Here is a 15661-nt window from a genome sequence, read left to right on the forward strand (position 1 = left end):
CCACGGCCACGCGGCGGTGGCCTCCCGGAGCCGCCGGTAGGGTCGCCCCATGCGCGTCCTCGTCTCCGGCGGTGCCGGCTACATCGGCTCCCACACGGTCGTCCAGCTCGTCGCGGCGGGGCACGACGTCGTCGTCGTCGACTCGTTCGCCAACGCCAAGCCGTCGGTCGTGGGGCGCATCGAGGCCCTGACCGGCGCCCCGCTCGACGTGCGCTCCTTCGACCTCACCGACGTCGACAAGACCGAGCACCTCTTCGCGCACGAGCCCTTCGACGCCGTCATCCACTTCGCGGGGTTCAAGGCCGTCGGTGAGAGCGTGCAGAAGCCGCTCGAGTACTACGAGAACAACCTCGGCTCCACGTTCTCGCTCGTGCGGGCGATGCGTCGCCACGGGGTCGACAAGCTCGTGTTCTCCTCCAGCGCAACGGTGTACGGGGCGGAGGCGCCGGTGCCGATGGGCGAGGACCTGCCCACCTCGGCGACCAACCCCTACGGCTGGACCAAGGTGATGCAGGAGCAGGTCCTGCGCGACGTCGCGGCGGCCGACCCGTCCTGGCGGATCGCCCTGCTGCGCTACTTCAACCCGGTCGGGGCCCACCCCTCCGGGACGATCGGCGAGGACCCCAGCGACATCCCGAACAACCTCATGCCCTACATCGCCCAGGTCGCCGTCGGGCGCCGCGAGAAGCTGTCGGTGTTCGGTGGCGACTACGACACCCCGGACGGCACGGGCGTGCGCGACTACATCCACGTCGAGGACCTCGCGGCCGGGCACATCGCGGCCCTGCACCGCCTCGTCGACACCGACGCCCCGGTCTCGACGTGGAACCTCGGCACCGGGCAGGGGACCTCCGTCCTCGAGCTGCTCGCCGCGTTCGAGCGGGCCTGCGGGCACGCGCTCCCCTGCGAGATCGTCGACCGCCGGCCCGGCGACATCGCGGCCTCGTACGCCGACCCGACCCGAGCCGAGGCCGAGCTCGGGTGGCGGGCCACCCGCACCGTCGACGACATGTGCGCCGACACCTGGCGGTGGCAGAGCCAGAACCCCCACGGCTACCCCGACGCCTGACCGCGCCTTTCCGAGATCGTCCAAGACGTCGATTCTCGTACGCTCCCGCCGTACCGGATCGACGTATCGGTCGGTTCCCGGACGGTCAGCTGGTCTTCAGCGGGCTCTTGACGCGGATCATGTTGCCCGCGGGGTCACGGAACGCGCAGTCACGGACGCCGTAGAACTGGTCCGCCGGCTCCTGCAGCACCTCGCCCACCCCGGAGGACGCCACGTGCTCGAAGAGGGCGTCGACGTCGTCGACCCGAAGGATGAGCGAGGACATCAGGCCCTTGGCGAGGAGGGTGTCCATGGCGGTGCGGTCGTCGTCGCTGCTGCCGGGGTAGATCCCGACCGACTGGATGACGACCTCGAGGTCCGGCTGCGCCGGCGGTGAGACCGACAGCCAGCGGTACTCGCCCTGGCTCACGTCGTTGGTGACGGTGAAGCCGAGGACGTCGCGGTAGAACTCGAGCGCCTTGTCGTGGTCGTCGACGACGAGGAAGCAGTTCGCGACGGCGAGCGACGCGGCGGCGGGGTGGACGGCGGCCGGTGCGGCCGAGGTGGTCGTGTTCGTCTCCATGTCACCCATGGTGGGCACGGGCTCCCTCCTCCCGCTTCTCCGATCCTGACCGCTTGCGCGTCGGTCGGTCGACCTGCTTCGCGACGCACGTCGGGATGACGCGCGCGCTCTCGTGCGCCAGGGCGCGGAACTCGGTGGGCGTCATCCCCATGAGCTCGGTGAACCGGCTGCTGAACGAGCCGAGCGAGGTGCAGCCGACGGCCATGCAGACGTCGGTGACGGCGAGGTCCCCGAAGCGCAGCATCGCCGCGGCCCGCTCGACCCGACGGGTCATGAGGTGCTGGTAGGGCGTCTCGCCGAACGCCTCGCGGAAGCTGCGGTGGAAGTGCCCCACCGACATCAGCGCCTCGGCGGCGAGGGCTGGCACGTCGAGCGGCTCGGCGAAGTCGCGGTCCATCCGGTCGCGGGCCCTGCGGAGCCGGACGAGGTCGTCACGGTGCACACCCCCACGGTGCCACAGGGGCGTGGGGCGAGTCACAGGGTCGGCGCCGCCGGCGGCTTCGCCGTCACTACGACGTCGTGTAGTTTGTACTACGCACCGTCGTTGTCAGTCCGAGTCGCCGCCCAGGAGCCCGCCCATGGATGCCGTCGATGTCGCCCGGTGGCAGTTCGCCATCACGACCGTCTACCACTTCCTGTTCGTCCCCGTCACGATCGGGCTCTCGCTCGTCGTCGCGGTGTTCCACACCCAGTGGCTGCGGACCCGGGCTCCCGAGTACCTCCGGCTGGCCAAGTTCACGGGGAAGCTCCTCGTCATCAACTTCGCCCTCGGGCTCGTGACCGGCATCGTGCAGGAGTTCCAGTTCGGGATGAACTGGTCGGACTACTCCCGCTTCGTCGGCGACATCTTCGGCGCACCCCTGGCCCTCGAGGCCCTGCTCGCGTTCTTCCTCGAGTCGACGTTCCTCGGCATCTGGATCTTCGGGTGGGGCCGCGTCCCCGAGAGGCTCCACGCCGCCTCGATGTGGCTCGTGCACATCGGCACGGTGCTCTCGGCCTACTTCATCCTCGCGGCGAACTCCTTCATGCAGAACCCGGTCGGCTACCGGTTCAACCCCGAGACGGGTCGCGCCGAGATGGCCGACTTCCTCGCCGTGCTGACCAACAAGGTGCAGCTCGTGACGTTCCCGCACGTCATCACCTCGGCCTACATGGTCGGGGGCGCCACGACGATGGGCGTGGCCCTGTGGCTCCTGCGCAGGCACGCCGGCACCGACGACGCGCCGATGTACCGCAGGGCCACCCGGTTCGGCGCCGTCATGGCGCTCGTCGCGTCGCTGGGCGTCATCGCGACCGGCGACGTCCAGGGCAAGATCATGACCGAGGTCCAGCCGATGAAGATGGCTGCGGCAGAGGGGCTCTACGAGACGACGGCCAACGCGCCGTTCTCCGTGCTGTCGATCGGGTCGCTCGACGGGAGCGAGGCGACGCGGGTCATCGAGGTCCCCGGCCTCCTCTCCTTCCTCGGGACCGGGTCCTTCGACGGGACCGTGGAGGGCATCAACGACCTCAAGGCCAGCGAGCTCGCGATGGCCCAGAAGGTCGCCGACCGCTACGGTCCCGACGTCGCCGCGCTCGTCCTCGTCGAGGACTACACACCCGTCATCCCCCTGACCTACTGGTCGTTCCGGTTCATGATGGGACTCGGCTTCGCGACGATGGCCGCCTGCGCCGCGGTGCTCTGGGCCACGCGCAAGGACGGTGTGCCGCAGGCGAGGTGGTGGACGGCCGTCGCGGTCCTCACCCCGCTCGCCCCCGTCTTCGCCAACAGCTGGGGCTGGATCTTCACCGAGGCGGGGCGCCAGCCGTGGGTCGTCTACGGGCTGATGACGACCGCGTCCGGCGTCTCGCCCTCGGTCAGCGCCACCGAGGTGTGGATCTCGATGGTCGCCTACACCCTCGTCTACGCCGTCCTCGCCGTCATCGAGGTCAGGCTCTTCCTCACCTACGTCCGCCGCGGCGCCGAGCCCTTCGAGGACCCGCGCGACCCCGCGGGCGTCGACGAGGACGCCCCGCTCCAGTTCGCCTACTGACACCGAGGACCCGTCATGGACTACGCACTCATCTGGTTCTGCCTCATCGGCCTGCTGTGGGCCGGGTACCTCGTCCTCGAGGGGTTCGACTTCGGGGTCGGCGCCCTCCTGCCCGTCCTCGGTGCCGGTGCGGACGCGGAGGACACCGAGAAGCGCCGACGCGTCATGCTCACGACGATCGGCCCCCACTGGGACGGCAACGAGGTGTGGCTGCTCACCGCCGGCGGTGCCACCTTCGCGGCCTTCCCGCACTGGTACGCGACGATGTTCTCCGCGTTCTACCTCCCGCTGCTGCTGCTCCTCGTCGCGCTCATCGTCCGGAACATGGGCTTCGAGTACCGCGGCAAGCGCGACGACGCGACGTGGCGCCGCCGGTGGGACCTCGCGATCGTCGGCGGCTCCGTCGTGGCGCCGTTCCTCGTCGGGGTGGCCCTGACCAACGTCGTCCGCGGGCTGCCCATCGACCAGGACATGGAGTTCACGGGCACCGTCTTCACCCTGCTCAACGTCCCGAGCCTGCTCGGCGGGCTCGTCGTCCTCGCGCTCAGCCTCGCCCACGGCACCTTCTTCCTCGCGCTGAAGACGACGGGCGACCTCCGCGGTGACGCGCAACGGCTCGGCACGACGCTGGGAGCGGGGGCGGCGGTCCTGGCCGTGGCCCTCCTCGCGTGGCTCGGCCTCGACCAGGGGACGACGTGGACCTGGGCCGCGAGCGCCGTCGCGGCGCTCTCGCTCGTCGGCGCCCTCGCGGCCAACGTCGCGGGGCGCGAGGGCTGGGCCTTCGCCGGGACCGCCGTGACGATGGCGGCCGCCGTCACGACCTACTTCCTCGCGCTCTTCCCCGACGTCATGCCCTCGACGCTCGTCGGCGGCCTGTCGCTGAGCATCGAGAACGCCTCGAGCAGCGAGCTGACCCTGCAGATCATGACCGTCGCCGCGGTCGTCTTCACCCCGGTCGTCCTCCTCTACACGGCGTGGACCTACTGGACCTTCCGCAAGCGCCTCGGCACCCACCACATCCCGCGGGCGGTGGCGGTGAAGTGAGGCCGTTCGACCCGCACCTGCTCCGGGCGGCCCCCGCCGCCCGGGGGCCGGTCGTGCTGCTCGCGGTCACCGGCATCGCCCAGGGCGTGGCGACGATCGGGCTCGCGCTCGCGCTGGCGCGCCTCGTCGTCGCGGTCGTCGCGGTCGAAGACCGCCCGGATGCCGTGGCGCCGGCCGCCGTCGTCCTCGCCGCCGTCTTCGGGGTGCGGGCGCTCCTCGGCTGGGTCGTCGAACGGGTCGCGGCGTGGGCGGGCGTCGAGGTGACCGCGGCCCTGCGTGAGCGCCTCCTCGCCCGCTGGCTCGACGTGCCGGCCGAGGCGCGCCCGGACCCCGACCGTGCCGTGACCCTGGCCGCCCACGGGGTGGCGACCGTCGAGCCCTACGCCGCCCGCTTCCTCCCGGCCCTGGTGTCGGGGGCGGTCGTGCCGGTGCTCGCCGTCCTGGCCCTCGTGTGGGTCGACTGGCTGAGCGCGCTCGTCGTCGTCCTCACCCTCCCGCTGCTCCCGTTCTTCGCCGCGCTCATCGGACGGGCGACCCAGGCCGAGACCGAACGCCGGTGGGTGGCCCTGTCATCGCTCGCCGGGCACTTCCTCGACGTCGTCCGGGGGCTCCCGACGCTCGTCGGCTACGGGCGTGCGGAGCGGCAGGTCGAGGTCGTCGAGGACGTGAGCCGTCGCCACCGGGTCGCGACGATGCGCACGCTGCGCCTGGCGTTCACGAGCTCGGCCGCGCTCGAGCTGCTCGCGTCCGTCTCGGTCGCGATCGTCGCGGTCGTCGTCGGGCTGCGGCTGACCCACGGGTCGATGACGCTGACCGCCGGGCTCACCGCGATCCTCCTCGCGCCGGAGGCGTACTGGCCGGTCCGCCGCGTCGGCGCCGAGTTCCACGCCGCGGCCGACGGTGCCGAGGCGCTCGACGCCATCCTCACCGAGCTCGCCCCACCCAGCGCCGGTCCGGTCACGACCGACCGGATGGACCCCGGGGCCGGTGCGCCGACCTCGGCCGGCAGAGGTCGGGTCGAGGGGCGGGAGGGCGCCGGGGCGTCGGAGGAGGTCGGCGTGCGGGTCGCCGACGTCGCCTACACGTACCCGGGCGCGGCCTCGCCGGTCCTCACCGGCGTCTCGTTGGCGGCCGGGCCGGGGCTCACGGCCCTCACCGGGCCGTCGGGGGTCGGCAAGTCCACGCTCCTCGAGCTCGTCGCCGGCCTGCGCTCCCCGGACGAGGGCACCGTCGACGCCGGCCGGGCCCACCTCGTGACCCAGCGCCCGTTCCTCCCCGCCGGCACCCTGCGCGACGCCCTGCGCCTGGGGAACGACGCCCCGGACGAGGCCCTCTGGGACGCCCTGCGGACGGTCGGGCTGGACGGCGTCGTCGCCGGGCTGCCGGAGTCGCTCGCCACCCCGGTCGGGGACGACGGGTTCGGGCTCTCGGCCGGGCAACGGGCCAGGGTCGCCCTCGCGCGCGCGGCGCTCTCCACGGCCCCCGTGCTCCTCGTCGACGAGCCGACCGCGCACCTCGACGCCGACGCCGCCGGCTGGGTGCACCGGCTCCTCGTCGACCTCGGCGAGCGCCGCACCGTCCTCGTCGTGACCCACCGCCCCGAGCTCGTGGCCCTCGCCGACCACCACGTCGCCCTCGCGGCGCCCGCGGAGGTGTCGCGATGACGACCCGGCGCTCCCTGCTCGTGCCGTCCCGCGCGGTCGTGCTCGGCGGGCTGCTCGGCGGGGCCGCGACGTCCGCGGGCATCGCGCTCACCGCGACCTCGGGATGGCTCGTCGTCCGCGCGAGCGAGCGGCCCGTCATCCTCACCCTCCTCACCGCCATCGTCGGGGTGCGGGCGTTCGGGATGGCGCGCCCCCTCCTGCGGTGGCTCGAGCGGGTCGTGTCGCACGACGCGGCCCTCGACGACCTCGCCCGTCGCCGCACCTCGGTGTACGCGGCGCTGGTTCCCCTGACGCCCGCGCGGCTCGGGCGGCGGGCGAGGTCGGCGGTCCTCACCGGGGTCGTCGACGACCTCACCGACGTCACCGAGGCCACCGTCCGGGTCACCGTCCCCGTCGTGTCCAGCGCGGTCGCCGGGGTCGTCGCGACCCTGCTCGTCGCCTGGTTCTCGCCCGTCGTGGGGCTCGTCGTCGCGGCCCTCCTGCTCGCCGTCGCGCTGTCCTGCTGGGCCGCCTGGTGGGTCGAGTCCCGGTCGCGCGACGAGCTGCTCGCGGCGCGCGCGGAGGTCGTGCGGGTGTCCGACCTCGTCGCCCGGCACGCCGGCGAGCTGCGTGCCGTCGAGGGCGCGGCCACGGCGGCCGGCTGGCTGGAGGACGCCCACGCCACGTGGCGCCGCGTGTCCCGGCGCCAGTCCCGAGGACGCGCGCTCGTCTCGCTCGTCGTCCTCCTCGCGACCGGTGCCGCGACCCTGGCGGCCGCGCTCGTCGTCGACCCCGCGACCGTCGGGGCCCCCGTGGCGGCGCTCCTCGTCCTCGTTCCCGTGGCCGTGGGCGACGCCCTCTCCCCGCTCGTCGACACGATGCGCTCGCTCGCCCGGGCGCAGGGCAGCGCGGCGCGGCTCGACGCCCTCCTCCGCCGGTCTCCGGCCGTGCTCGACCCGGGCCACGTCCGTGGCGGCGGACCGGAGCACCCCCGCGAGGGGCGGCGCGTCGACCTCGACGGGGTCTCCGCGTCCTGGTCCGGCGACGGGGAGCAGCTGCCGCCGACCGACCTCGTCCTCACTCCCGGGGTGCGGGTCGCCGTCGTCGGGCCGAACGGGTCGGGCAAGAGCACCCTCCTCGCGGTCCTCGCCCGCCACCTCGACCCCGCCCGGGGGACGTACCTCCTCGACGGGGAGGACGTGCGGCGCCTCCCGCTCGAGGACGTCCGCGGCCGCGTCGCGGTCGTCGACGACGAGCCGCACGTCTTCGCCGCCAGCCTCGCCGCCAACCTGCGCCTCGCCCGGCCGGACGCCGAGGACGCCGACCTGCGCCGCGCCCTCGACCTCGCCGGGCTGGGACCGTGGGCCGCGGGACTCCCCGAGGGCCTCGACACCCGCCTCGGCACCGGCGGTCGGGGCGTGTCCGGGGGCGAGCGCACCCGCCTCGGGGTGGCCCGGGCCGTCCTCGCCGACCGCGACCTCGTCCTCCTCGACGAACCGACCGCCCACCTCGACCACCCGACGGCGACCGCCGTCCTCGATGACGTCCTCGACGCCACGGCCGGCCGCAGCCTCGTGATGGTGAGCCACCGCCCCGAGTCGCTCGCGCGGTTCCACGAGGTGCTCGCGCTCGACGTACGCTCATCGCCCACCCCGAAGGAGTAGCCATGCCGCACTCGACCTCCGCACCACGCCTCGGTGACCTCGAGCGCGTCGTCATGGAGCACCTGTGGGACCTCGCCGGCGCCGACGGCTTCACCGGAGCCACGGTCCGCGAGGTGCACGACCGCCTCGCCAAGGACCGCGACATCGCCTACACGACGGTGATGACCGTGCTGGACCGGCTCGCGAAGAAGGACCTCGTCACCCGCGAGCGCGACGGACGGGCCTGGCGCTACCGCCCCGCCGACACCCGCGAGGCCCTGACCGCCCAGACGATGCGCCGCACCCTCGACGACATGGAGGTCACCGACCGGCGCACCGCCCTCCTGCACTTCCTCGACGGCGCGACGAGCGACGAGCTCGCCGACCTCCGGGCCGCCCTCGCCGAGGTCGAGGCGCGGGCCGCCGACGACGCCCCGCCCCCGAGGAAGGGCCGCCTCCGCCGCCGCTGAGGCCGGCGGCCCGGACCCACGGGCACCGGACCTCCGCCCGGGCGCCCGGACCCGCCCCACGGGCACCGAAACTCCGCCCGGGCGCCCGATATCGGGTGGCGCGACGAAGGTCGGGTGCCGCTCGACCCCGGGATCGCGGTCCGGTGCGGTGCACCCGCCTGCCACCATGGACCCGTGATCCCGATCGTCCTCGCGGGTCTGGCGGTCCTCCTCGCGTGGGTGGCCCCGGGGCTGATGGCGCGCCGCACCGGGTTCCGCCGCGCCCCGCGGGCCGCGCTCGTCGCGTGGCAGGCGGTGTCCGTCGCCGGCATTCTGTCCGCGCTGGCGGTCGCCCCGGCGGCGCTGCCCCTCCTGGGCGGCGACGAGGCGACGGCGCGGGTCGAGCTCCTCGCCACGGCGGCCCTGCTCAGCGGGGCGGTCCTCGCGCGGCTGCTGTGGACCGGTCACGACGTCGGCACGCGGCTGCGCCGGGTCCGCGCCCGTGAGCGCGAGCTCGTCGACATCGTCGGGCGGCGCGACGCCGACGCGGGTGACGGACGGTTCCGCGTCCTCGAGAACCCGATGCCCACCGCCTACTGCATCCCGGGTCGCGGGTCCCGGGTCGTGCTGTCGCAGGGCGTCCTCGACGCCCTCCCGCGGGACCAGCTCGATGCCGTCGTCGCGCACGAGCACGCCCACCTGCGGGGGCGCCACGACCTCCTCCTCGAGTTCTTCAGCGTCGTCCACGAGGCGGTGCCGGGGCCGCTGCGCTCGGAGGCGGCGCTGTCGGAGGTGCGGCTGCTCGTCGAGGCGCTGGCCGACCGGGCCGCCGCCCGCCGGGCCGGCGAGGTGGCCACCGCGCGCGCCCTCGTCGCGCTCGCCGAGAGCCGCACCCCGCTCTCGGCCCTCGGGGCGGGCACGACCGCCCCGGTGCGCCTGCGCCTGCTCGCCGACGGACCCGCGCCCCCTGCGCTGTCGACCACCGCCTACGTGTACGCCACCCTCGCGGTGCTGCTGCCCGTCGCCCTCCTCGCCCTCGCCTGGGCGTGAGCTGCGCTCTGGGCGAAGGGGGCTCCGTCCTGCGTGACCACTCGACCGGTCGGTCGCGTCAGGCCCAGCTGGGCGGCGGCGGTGGGGGCGTCGAGCCCGGCGGGGTGGTCTCCGGCTCGGGTGCCGGCGGCGGCGCGGCGGCCGGAGGGTGCGGCGGGGCGGACCCGGCCGGAGGCGGCGGCGGCGCTGCCGGCACCCCGGCTCCCGCAGCCGCGGCGCCGGGCGGGGGCGGCGGGGCGCCGGGGGCATGGGTGGGGGTGAGCGTCAGCGGCCCCAGGCGCCCGGAGGACTCGAGCTCGCGCAGCTCGGCGACCAGCCGCTCGCGGTCGGCGCCGGAGCCGGGCCGCCCGGTGGCCTCGAGGTACGCGAGGACCCCGAGGTCGCGCAGCGCGCGGTCGCCGCCGCCACCCGTGGGGGTGTTGATGCCGGCGTTCTGCATCGCGACGTCGGCCTTCGCGGCGAGGTCGGTCGCGGCGGCCTTGGCTCGCTCGAAGAAGCTCATCGGGGACCTCCCTGACTGGTTCCTGATCCTCCTCGAAACCCTAGGCCGAGTCGGCCCGCTGCGCCTAGCGTTGGGACCCGATGAACCCGGGCACGAGGTCCGGGCCGAGACGAAGGGCGGGGTGCCATGCCGATCCACGGGTCGCTGTTCCAGGAGTTCAAGGAGAAGGACACGCAGGACCCCTTCTCGCTCCAGAACAAGAAGATGCTCCGGATCGACATGCGCTACGGCGAGGTCTGGGCGCGCACGGGCTCGATGGTGGCCTACCAGGGCGACGTGCGCTTCGTGAACAAGGGCTCGGGCGGCCTCGGGAAGATGCTCAAGGCGGCCGCCACGGGCGAGGGCGTCAAGATGATGCAGTGCAGCGGGTCGGGCGAGCTGTTCGTCGCCGACTTCGCCTCCGAGATCCAGGTCATGTACCTGGAGAACGACGCGATCTCGGTCAACGGCGAGAACGTCCTCGCGTTCTCGAACTCGATCCAGTGGGACATCCACCGCATCCAGGCGCGCGGGGCCGCGATGACCGGAGGGCTCTACAACGTCTCGCTGCGCGGCACCGGGTACGTCGCCGTCACGACCAAGGGTGATCCCGTCGCCCTCGACGTCGCCTCGTCGCCGACGTTCGCCGATGCCCAGGCCGTCGTGCTCTGGACGTCCGGGGTGTCGATGGACGTCCGCGTCGACACCGGCGGCATCGGCTCGATGATCCGCGGCGGCACCGGCGAGATGCTGCAGATGGCGTTCGGCGGCCAGGGGTACGTCGTGGTCCAGCCGAGCGAGTCGGTGCCCCAGGGCGGCCACCAGGGCCAGGGCGGTGCCGCCCAGACGCTCGGCGGCTTCTTCCAGTAGCCCCCGGCACGCGGCCGTCTGCGGAACACCCCTCGGGCCCGGACCGGCCATGGGGAACAATGCCGGACATGACGGCTCAGGCGACCGACACCGGCATCCTCGACCTCGCACGCGAGCAGGTCCTCGAGCGCGGGGTCCCGCTGACCCAGGAGCAGGTGCTCGAGGTCCTGCGCACCGGCGACGACGTCCTCCAGGACCTCCTCGCCCTGGCGCACGAGGTCCGGATGAAGTACCAGGGCCCCGCGGTCGAGGTCGAGGGGATCATCTCCCTGAAGACCGGCGGCTGCCCCGAGGACTGCCACTTCTGCAGCCAGTCCGGCCAGTTCACCTCGCCGGTGCGGTCGGTGTGGCTCAACATCCCCGAGCTCGTGCGCGCCGCGAAGCAGACCGCCGAGACCGGGGCCAGCGAGTTCTGCATCGTCGCCGCCGTGCGCGGCCCCGACGACAAGCTCATGCAGCAGATGCGCGAGGGCGTGGCCGCCATCAGGGCGGCGGTCGACATCCAGGTCGCGGCGTCCCTCGGCATGCTGACGCAGGAGCAGGTCGACGAGCTCGTCGACATGGGCGTACACCGCTACAACCACAACCTCGAAGCCGGCCGCTCCTACTTCCCGAACGTCGTCACCACCCACTCCTTCGACGAGCGCTGGGACACCTGCCTCATGGTCAAGGAGTCAGGGATGGAGCTGTGCTGCGGAGGCCTCGTCGGCATGGGTGAGACGCTCGAGCAGCGCGCCGAGCTCGCCGCCCAGCTGGGAGAGCTCGAGCCCCACGAGGTGCCGCTCAACTTCCTCAACCCCCGCCCGGGCACCCCCTTCGGCGACCTCGAGCCGATGGAGGCGTCCGACGCCCTGCGCACCATCGCCGCCTTCCGCCTCGCCCTGCCGCGCACGATCCTGCGCTACGCCGGGGGACGCGAGCTCACCCTCGGCGACCTCGGCACCCGCGACGGCCTCCTCGGCGGCATCAACGCCGTCATCGTCGGCAACTACCTGACGACGCTCGGCCGCGAGCCCAAGGAGGACCTCGCCCTCCTCGCCGAGCTCGAGATGCCCATCAAGGCGCTCAACGAGACCCTCTGAGCGCAGGCGCGTGGTGATGGTCGTGTCGGAGGACGCCGCGGTCGGCCCGGTGCCGCGCCCCTCCACGCCCGGCGAGTGGTGCGGGCAGTGCGGCTCGGCGGTGGGCGAGGGCGACCACGGGCGCTGCGCCCGCCGGGCCGAGCTCGAACCGCCCCGCTTCTGCGCCCACTGCCGGCGCCGGATGAAGGTGCAGGTCACCCCCGGTACGTGGTCCGCGACCTGCGTCCAGCACGGCACGGTCGAGCAGCCCACCTGGTCCTGACCGCCACCACCCTCCTCGTCGCGTGTGCTCAAGCGGTCGCCGGAGGAGCCACCTGGGCACACGAGGCCAGCCGCCTGCGTCGCGTGTGCTCAGCTGGTCGCCCTGGCAGCCGGGCGAGCACACGCGACGCCACGCACCCGCCCGGCTCACCGGAGGGAATGGGAGAGGGTAGTTGACGGTTCAACTTCCTGATCAGCGTCGATCGCCCTGCCCGATCCGCACCCCAGGAGAACCCGTGAACGTCCTCGTCCTCGTCGGCAGCCTGCGCGCCGGCTCCACCAACCGCCAGCTCGCCGACGCCGCCGTCGCCCACCTCCCCGAGGGCGTCGAGGCCACCGTCTTCGAGCGTCTCGCCGACCTCCCGCACTACTCCGAGGAGCTCGACCACGACGACGCCCTGCCCGAGGTCGCCCGCGACCTGCGCGAGGCCGTCGCCGACACCGACGCCGTCCTGCTCGTGACCCCCGAGTACAACGGCTCCCTGTCCTCGGCCGTCAAGAACGCCGTCGACTGGGCCTCACGCCCGCGCGGCGCGTCGTCGATCGCCGGCAAGCCCGCGGCCGTCCTCGGCGCCAGCGGCTCACCCAACGCCGCCCAGTGGGCCCGGGAGGACGGGGTCAAGGTCCTGCGCGTCGCAGGGGCCCACGTCATCGACGACACCGTCGGCGTCCCCGCATCGTTCCAGGCCTTCGAGGGTGGTCGCCTCACCGACGCCGACCTCGATGCCGAGCTGCGCCGCCTCGTCGCCCGCCTCGCCGGCGAGGTCCGCGGCGCGTCGTCCTCCGCCGCCTGACCCGGCACCCCGCTGCCTGACCCGCCGCCTGGCCCGGTTGCCTGACCCGACCCAGCCCGGCGGAGTCGAGTGGCCGCGACACGCTGATGCCACGGCCGGACCGTCAGCGTGTCGTGGCCACTCGACCGGGACGCCCGAAACCCGGTGGCCCGCGCTGGCCGGGGGCTGCGACCATCGCCGGATGTCCGGAGCCCTGGCGCGTGCCCGCGCCGACCTCGAGGCCGGTCGCCCGTGGATGGCGCGCGACCGGCTGGTCGGCGCGCTCGCGCAGCGGCAGGACGACGAGCTGCTCGACCTCCTCGCCGAGGTCCACGAGACGATGGGCGACCTCCCGGCGGCCGGTGCCCTGTGGTTCGTCACGGGCCGTGACGACGACCGCGCCCGAGCCGCGGTCGACGCCTGGCGCGACCGGCACGCGTCGGACGAGCAGCGGTGGCGGAGCATCCCGGGTCCGATGCGCCGGCACGCACGGCCCCCCACCGCCCTCGACGAGCTCCGGGCGGCGGCGGTCGTCGAGTCGCGCGGCCGCACCGCCCCGCTGCCCGACGTCCCCGAGGAGGGGTCGTGGCGCGACGCGCTCGCTCCGGTCGGGTGCCTCCTCGTCCTCCTGGGCTTCCTGGTCCTCGTCGTCGTCGGTGGCTGGACCGTCTGGCACTGGATCCGGGGCTGACCGTCTCCCGCCCCGTGGGTGCGGACGTGGCGACCCGGGCCACCACGTCCGCACTCGCCGCGGGATGAGTGGGCACAATGGCCGCGATGCCCGCCCCGAAACCCGACGACACCACCGCCCACGAGGCGCTCCTCGCCTTCGACCGGGCGCACGTGTGGCACCCCTACTCCTCCGCGCTGAGCCCCCAGGACCCGTACGTCGTCGAGTCGGCCGACGGGGTGCGCCTGCGGGTCCGCGACCGCGACGGCACCCCCCGCGAGGTCGTCGACGCGATGAGCTCGTGGTGGTGCGCCCTCCACGGGTACCGCGTGCCCGAGCTCGACGCCGCCGCCCGTGCCCAGCTCGGCCGCATGAGCCACGTGATGTTCGGTGGCCTGACCCACGAGCCCGCGGTCGGCCTCGCCCGCCGCCTCGTCGACCTCGCCCCCGACGGCCTCGAGCACGTGTTCCTCGCCGACAGCGGGTCGGTCTCGGTCGAGGTCGCGATGAAGATGGCGCTCCAGTGGCACCTCGCCGCCGGCCGCCCACGCACGCGGTTCCTCACCGTCCGCGGCGGCTACCACGGCGACACGCTCAACCCGATGTCTGTCACCGACCCCGTCGGCGGGATGCACGCCCTGTTCCGCGGCATCCTCCCCGAGCACGTGTTCGCACCGCGCCCGCCCTCGGGCCTGGACCCCGATGGCGCCGCCCTCGCCGCGTGGGAGCGGGAGACGCGTGCCCTCTTCGCGGCGCACGCCCACGAGGTCGCCGGCGTCATCGTCGAGCCCGTCCTCCAGGGGGCGGGCGGCATGCACGTGTGGGCGCCCGCCGCGCTCACCGTCCTCCACGACCTCGCCCGTGAGCACGGCGCCCTCGTCATCCACGACGAGATCGCCACGGGCTTCCACCGCACCGGTCCCCTCTGGGCCGGGCAGCGCGTCGACACCCCGCCCGACATCCTCACCGTCGGCAAGGCGCTCACCGGCGGCTACCTCACGCTGGCCGCGGTGCTCTGCACGCGCGAGGTCGCCGAGGGCGTCAGCCGCGGCGCGGCGGGCGGGCTGATGCACGGACCGACGTTCATGGGCAACCCCCTCGCCTGCGCCGTGGCGAGCGCCAACCTCGATCTGCTCGCCTCCCGCGACACCCCCGCCGAGGTGGCCCGCATCGAGGCCGGGCTACGCGAAGGACTCTCTGCCGCAGCCGAGCTCGCGTCGGTCACCGAGGTGCGAACCCTGGGCGCCGTCGGCGTCATCGAGCTGCGTGAGCCCGTCCGCGTCGCCGAGGTGACGGCCGCAGCGGTCGCGCGCGGGGTGTGGGTCCGGCCGTTCCGCAACCTCGTGTACACGATGCCGCCCTACGTCACCGACGACGCCGACCTCGCCACCATCACGTCGGCGCTCGTCGAGGCCGTCGCCTCCGCCCACGGCTGACCCGCGGAGAGGTCAGTCGGCCTTCGCCTCTCCCCAGCCGTGCCAGTGGGTGATCTCGACCCAGCAGCTGACCCGGTCGCGGTCGCGGACCGGGTAGTCCTCGCCGCCGTAGTGGCGCGAGAGGCGGTCGATGTCGGCCAGGCCCTTGACCGGGTCGTCCTCCCACCGCACGATGCGCCCGCGCACCGAGACGTGGGTGTACCAGTTGTCCTCGTCCATGGCGGTGAGCGCGACCTCCGGACGCTCGCGCATCCACCGGAGGCGGGCGCGGGCGCCGTCCATGTTGAGCAGGACGGTGCCGTCGTCCTCGACGAGGTACCAGGTCGCCACCGACATCGGGGCCCCGTCCGGCCGGAGGACCGCGACGACGGCGGGGTTGGGGCGCGCGAAGAGCTCGGCGACGTGGTCGGGGAGCGGGGCCTTGGGCATGACGTCTCCTGGTGGGCGGGGCGGGCGGTCTGCCTGCCCACGCTAACCGCGCGGCGGCCGTCCGCGGGCTCGGGGACCGGCCGCGCGCCCCCGGGTTGCGACATGCCGACGGAGACGCCACGGGCAGGTCGGCGTGTCCGGTGGTCGGGCGAGATCGGCGTCCGGG

The 15661-nt window shown here is 74.1% G+C and carries 17 protein-coding genes; 13 read left to right on the top strand and 4 right to left on the bottom strand.

Annotation, left to right across the window (positions count from 1 at the left end; translation table 11 throughout):
• Positions 1 to 49 precede the first annotated feature (49 nt).
• Complete coding sequence (gene galE, locus ACK8HX_RS04200) at positions 50 to 1069, top strand: UDP-glucose 4-epimerase GalE (RefSeq protein ID WP_411939409.1); 1020 nt, start codon at positions 50 to 52, stop codon at positions 1067 to 1069.
• An 85-nt stretch (positions 1070 to 1154) separates the two neighbouring features.
• Here galE and ACK8HX_RS04205 read toward each other — a convergent pair whose 3' ends face one another.
• Both ACK8HX_RS04205 and ACK8HX_RS04210 read right to left on the bottom strand, forming a co-directional pair.
• Entirely contained in the window at positions 1155 to 1640 is a 486-nt protein-coding gene (locus ACK8HX_RS04205) for a VOC family protein (RefSeq protein ID WP_411939884.1), read from the bottom strand.
• A complete protein-coding gene (locus tag ACK8HX_RS04210; protein WP_411939885.1) occupies positions 1633 to 2028 on the bottom strand; it encodes a helix-turn-helix transcriptional regulator in 396 nt (131 codons plus the stop codon). Before ACK8HX_RS04210 ends, ACK8HX_RS04205 begins: the two co-directional genes overlap by 8 nt.
• Before the next feature lie 181 nt (positions 2029 to 2209).
• On the opposite strand from ACK8HX_RS04210, the gene ACK8HX_RS04215 reads away from it, so the two are divergent.
• The 6 genes from ACK8HX_RS04215 (at position 2210) to ACK8HX_RS04240 (ending at position 9493) form a co-directional block, all read left to right on the top strand.
• Positions 2210 to 3664, top strand: a complete 1455-nt coding sequence (locus ACK8HX_RS04215; protein ID WP_411939410.1) for a cytochrome ubiquinol oxidase subunit I — start codon at positions 2210 to 2212, stop codon at positions 3662 to 3664.
• Between the two features lie 15 nt (positions 3665 to 3679).
• A complete protein-coding gene (gene cydB, locus ACK8HX_RS04220) occupies positions 3680 to 4708 on the top strand; it encodes a cytochrome d ubiquinol oxidase subunit II (RefSeq protein WP_411939411.1) in 1029 nt (342 codons plus the stop codon).
• Entirely contained in the window at positions 4705 to 6372 is a 1668-nt protein-coding gene (gene cydD / locus ACK8HX_RS04225; RefSeq protein ID WP_411939412.1) for a thiol reductant ABC exporter subunit CydD, read from the top strand. Before cydB ends, cydD begins: the two co-directional genes overlap by 4 nt.
• A complete protein-coding gene (gene cydC / locus ACK8HX_RS04230) occupies positions 6369 to 8015 on the top strand; it encodes a thiol reductant ABC exporter subunit CydC (RefSeq protein ID WP_411939413.1) in 1647 nt (548 codons plus the stop codon). Before cydD ends, cydC begins: the two co-directional genes overlap by 4 nt.
• A 2-nt stretch (positions 8016 to 8017) precedes the next feature.
• The gene (locus ACK8HX_RS04235) at positions 8018 to 8464 is read left to right on the top strand and encodes a BlaI/MecI/CopY family transcriptional regulator (RefSeq protein WP_411939414.1); all 447 of its coding nucleotides are present in this window, start codon (positions 8018 to 8020) and stop codon (positions 8462 to 8464) included.
• Positions 8465 to 8638: 174 nt separating this feature from the next.
• Positions 8639 to 9493, top strand: coding sequence for a M56 family metallopeptidase (locus ACK8HX_RS04240; RefSeq protein ID WP_411939415.1), 855 nt, complete (start codon positions 8639 to 8641; stop codon positions 9491 to 9493).
• A gap of 58 nt (positions 9494 to 9551) precedes the next feature.
• Here ACK8HX_RS04240 and ACK8HX_RS04245 read toward each other — a convergent pair whose 3' ends face one another.
• Entirely contained in the window at positions 9552 to 9995 is a 444-nt protein-coding gene (locus tag ACK8HX_RS04245; RefSeq protein WP_411939416.1) for a hypothetical protein, read from the bottom strand.
• Between the two features lie 126 nt (positions 9996 to 10121).
• Here ACK8HX_RS04245 and ACK8HX_RS04250 point away from each other — a divergent pair, with 126 nt between their 5' ends.
• The 6 genes from ACK8HX_RS04250 to ACK8HX_RS04275 all read left to right on the top strand — a co-directional run bounded on the left by ACK8HX_RS04250 (position 10122) and on the right by ACK8HX_RS04275 (position 15066).
• Positions 10122 to 10844: an AIM24 family protein gene (locus ACK8HX_RS04250; RefSeq protein WP_411939417.1), complete on the top strand. Its 723-nt coding sequence runs from the start codon at positions 10122 to 10124 to the stop codon at positions 10842 to 10844.
• 68 nt (positions 10845 to 10912) lie between these two features.
• Positions 10913 to 11926: a biotin synthase BioB gene (gene bioB / locus ACK8HX_RS04255; protein WP_411939418.1), complete on the top strand. Its 1014-nt coding sequence runs from the start codon at positions 10913 to 10915 to the stop codon at positions 11924 to 11926.
• A gap of 16 nt (positions 11927 to 11942) precedes the next feature.
• Positions 11943 to 12188 carry a biotin synthase auxiliary protein BsaP gene (gene bsaP, locus ACK8HX_RS04260; protein WP_411939419.1) on the top strand — a complete coding sequence of 82 codons (246 nt, stop codon included), beginning with the start codon at positions 11943 to 11945 and terminating at the stop codon, positions 12186 to 12188.
• Positions 12189 to 12423: 235 nt separating this feature from the next.
• The gene (locus tag ACK8HX_RS04265) at positions 12424 to 12981 is read left to right on the top strand and encodes an NADPH-dependent FMN reductase (protein WP_411939420.1); all 558 of its coding nucleotides are present in this window, start codon (positions 12424 to 12426) and stop codon (positions 12979 to 12981) included.
• Positions 12982 to 13162: 181 nt separating this feature from the next.
• A complete protein-coding gene (locus ACK8HX_RS04270) occupies positions 13163 to 13651 on the top strand; it encodes a DUF6584 family protein (RefSeq protein ID WP_411939421.1) in 489 nt (162 codons plus the stop codon).
• A gap of 86 nt (positions 13652 to 13737) precedes the next feature.
• Positions 13738 to 15066, top strand: a complete 1329-nt coding sequence (locus ACK8HX_RS04275) for an adenosylmethionine--8-amino-7-oxononanoate transaminase (protein ID WP_411939422.1) — start codon at positions 13738 to 13740, stop codon at positions 15064 to 15066.
• A 12-nt stretch (positions 15067 to 15078) separates the two neighbouring features.
• Here the strand turns inward: ACK8HX_RS04275 and ACK8HX_RS04280 are convergent, their stop codons facing one another.
• Positions 15079 to 15495 (bottom strand): pyridoxamine 5'-phosphate oxidase family protein, encoded by a 417-nt coding sequence (locus ACK8HX_RS04280; protein WP_411939423.1) that lies wholly within the window; start codon positions 15493 to 15495, stop codon positions 15079 to 15081.
• Positions 15496 to 15661: the final 166 nt, after the last annotated feature.

Origin of the sequence: Oryzobacter faecalis (genome assembly GCF_046764005.1) — a bacterium.
In the GTDB taxonomy this organism is placed as follows: domain Bacteria; phylum Actinomycetota; class Actinomycetes; order Actinomycetales; family Dermatophilaceae; genus Oryzobacter; species Oryzobacter faecalis.

What these genes read in the sequence shown, in the direction of transcription:
- galE (WP_411939409.1), top strand. Translation starts at nt 50, where the DNA reads ATGCGCGTCCTCGTCTCCGGCGGTGCCGGCTACATCGGCTCCCACACG.
- ACK8HX_RS04205 (WP_411939884.1), bottom strand. Translation starts at nt 1,640, where the DNA reads ATGGGTGACATGGAGACGAACACGACCACCTCGGCCGCACCGGCCGCC.
- ACK8HX_RS04210 (WP_411939885.1), bottom strand. Translation starts at nt 2,028, where the DNA reads ATGGACCGCGACTTCGCCGAGCCGCTCGACGTGCCAGCCCTCGCCGCC.
- ACK8HX_RS04215 (WP_411939410.1), top strand. Translation starts at nt 2,210, where the DNA reads ATGGATGCCGTCGATGTCGCCCGGTGGCAGTTCGCCATCACGACCGTC.
- cydB (WP_411939411.1), top strand. Translation starts at nt 3,680, where the DNA reads ATGGACTACGCACTCATCTGGTTCTGCCTCATCGGCCTGCTGTGGGCC.
- cydC (WP_411939413.1), top strand. Translation starts at nt 6,369, where the DNA reads ATGACGACCCGGCGCTCCCTGCTCGTGCCGTCCCGCGCGGTCGTGCTC.
- ACK8HX_RS04235 (WP_411939414.1), top strand. Translation starts at nt 8,018, where the DNA reads ATGCCGCACTCGACCTCCGCACCACGCCTCGGTGACCTCGAGCGCGTC.
- ACK8HX_RS04245 (WP_411939416.1), bottom strand. Translation starts at nt 9,995, where the DNA reads ATGAGCTTCTTCGAGCGAGCCAAGGCCGCCGCGACCGACCTCGCCGCG.
- ACK8HX_RS04250 (WP_411939417.1), top strand. Translation starts at nt 10,122, where the DNA reads ATGCCGATCCACGGGTCGCTGTTCCAGGAGTTCAAGGAGAAGGACACG.
- bioB (WP_411939418.1), top strand. Translation starts at nt 10,913, where the DNA reads ATGACGGCTCAGGCGACCGACACCGGCATCCTCGACCTCGCACGCGAG.
- bsaP (WP_411939419.1), top strand. Translation starts at nt 11,943, where the DNA reads ATGGTCGTGTCGGAGGACGCCGCGGTCGGCCCGGTGCCGCGCCCCTCC.
- ACK8HX_RS04270 (WP_411939421.1), top strand. Translation starts at nt 13,163, where the DNA reads ATGTCCGGAGCCCTGGCGCGTGCCCGCGCCGACCTCGAGGCCGGTCGC.
- ACK8HX_RS04275 (WP_411939422.1), top strand. Translation starts at nt 13,738, where the DNA reads ATGCCCGCCCCGAAACCCGACGACACCACCGCCCACGAGGCGCTCCTC.
- ACK8HX_RS04280 (WP_411939423.1), bottom strand. Translation starts at nt 15,495, where the DNA reads ATGCCCAAGGCCCCGCTCCCCGACCACGTCGCCGAGCTCTTCGCGCGC.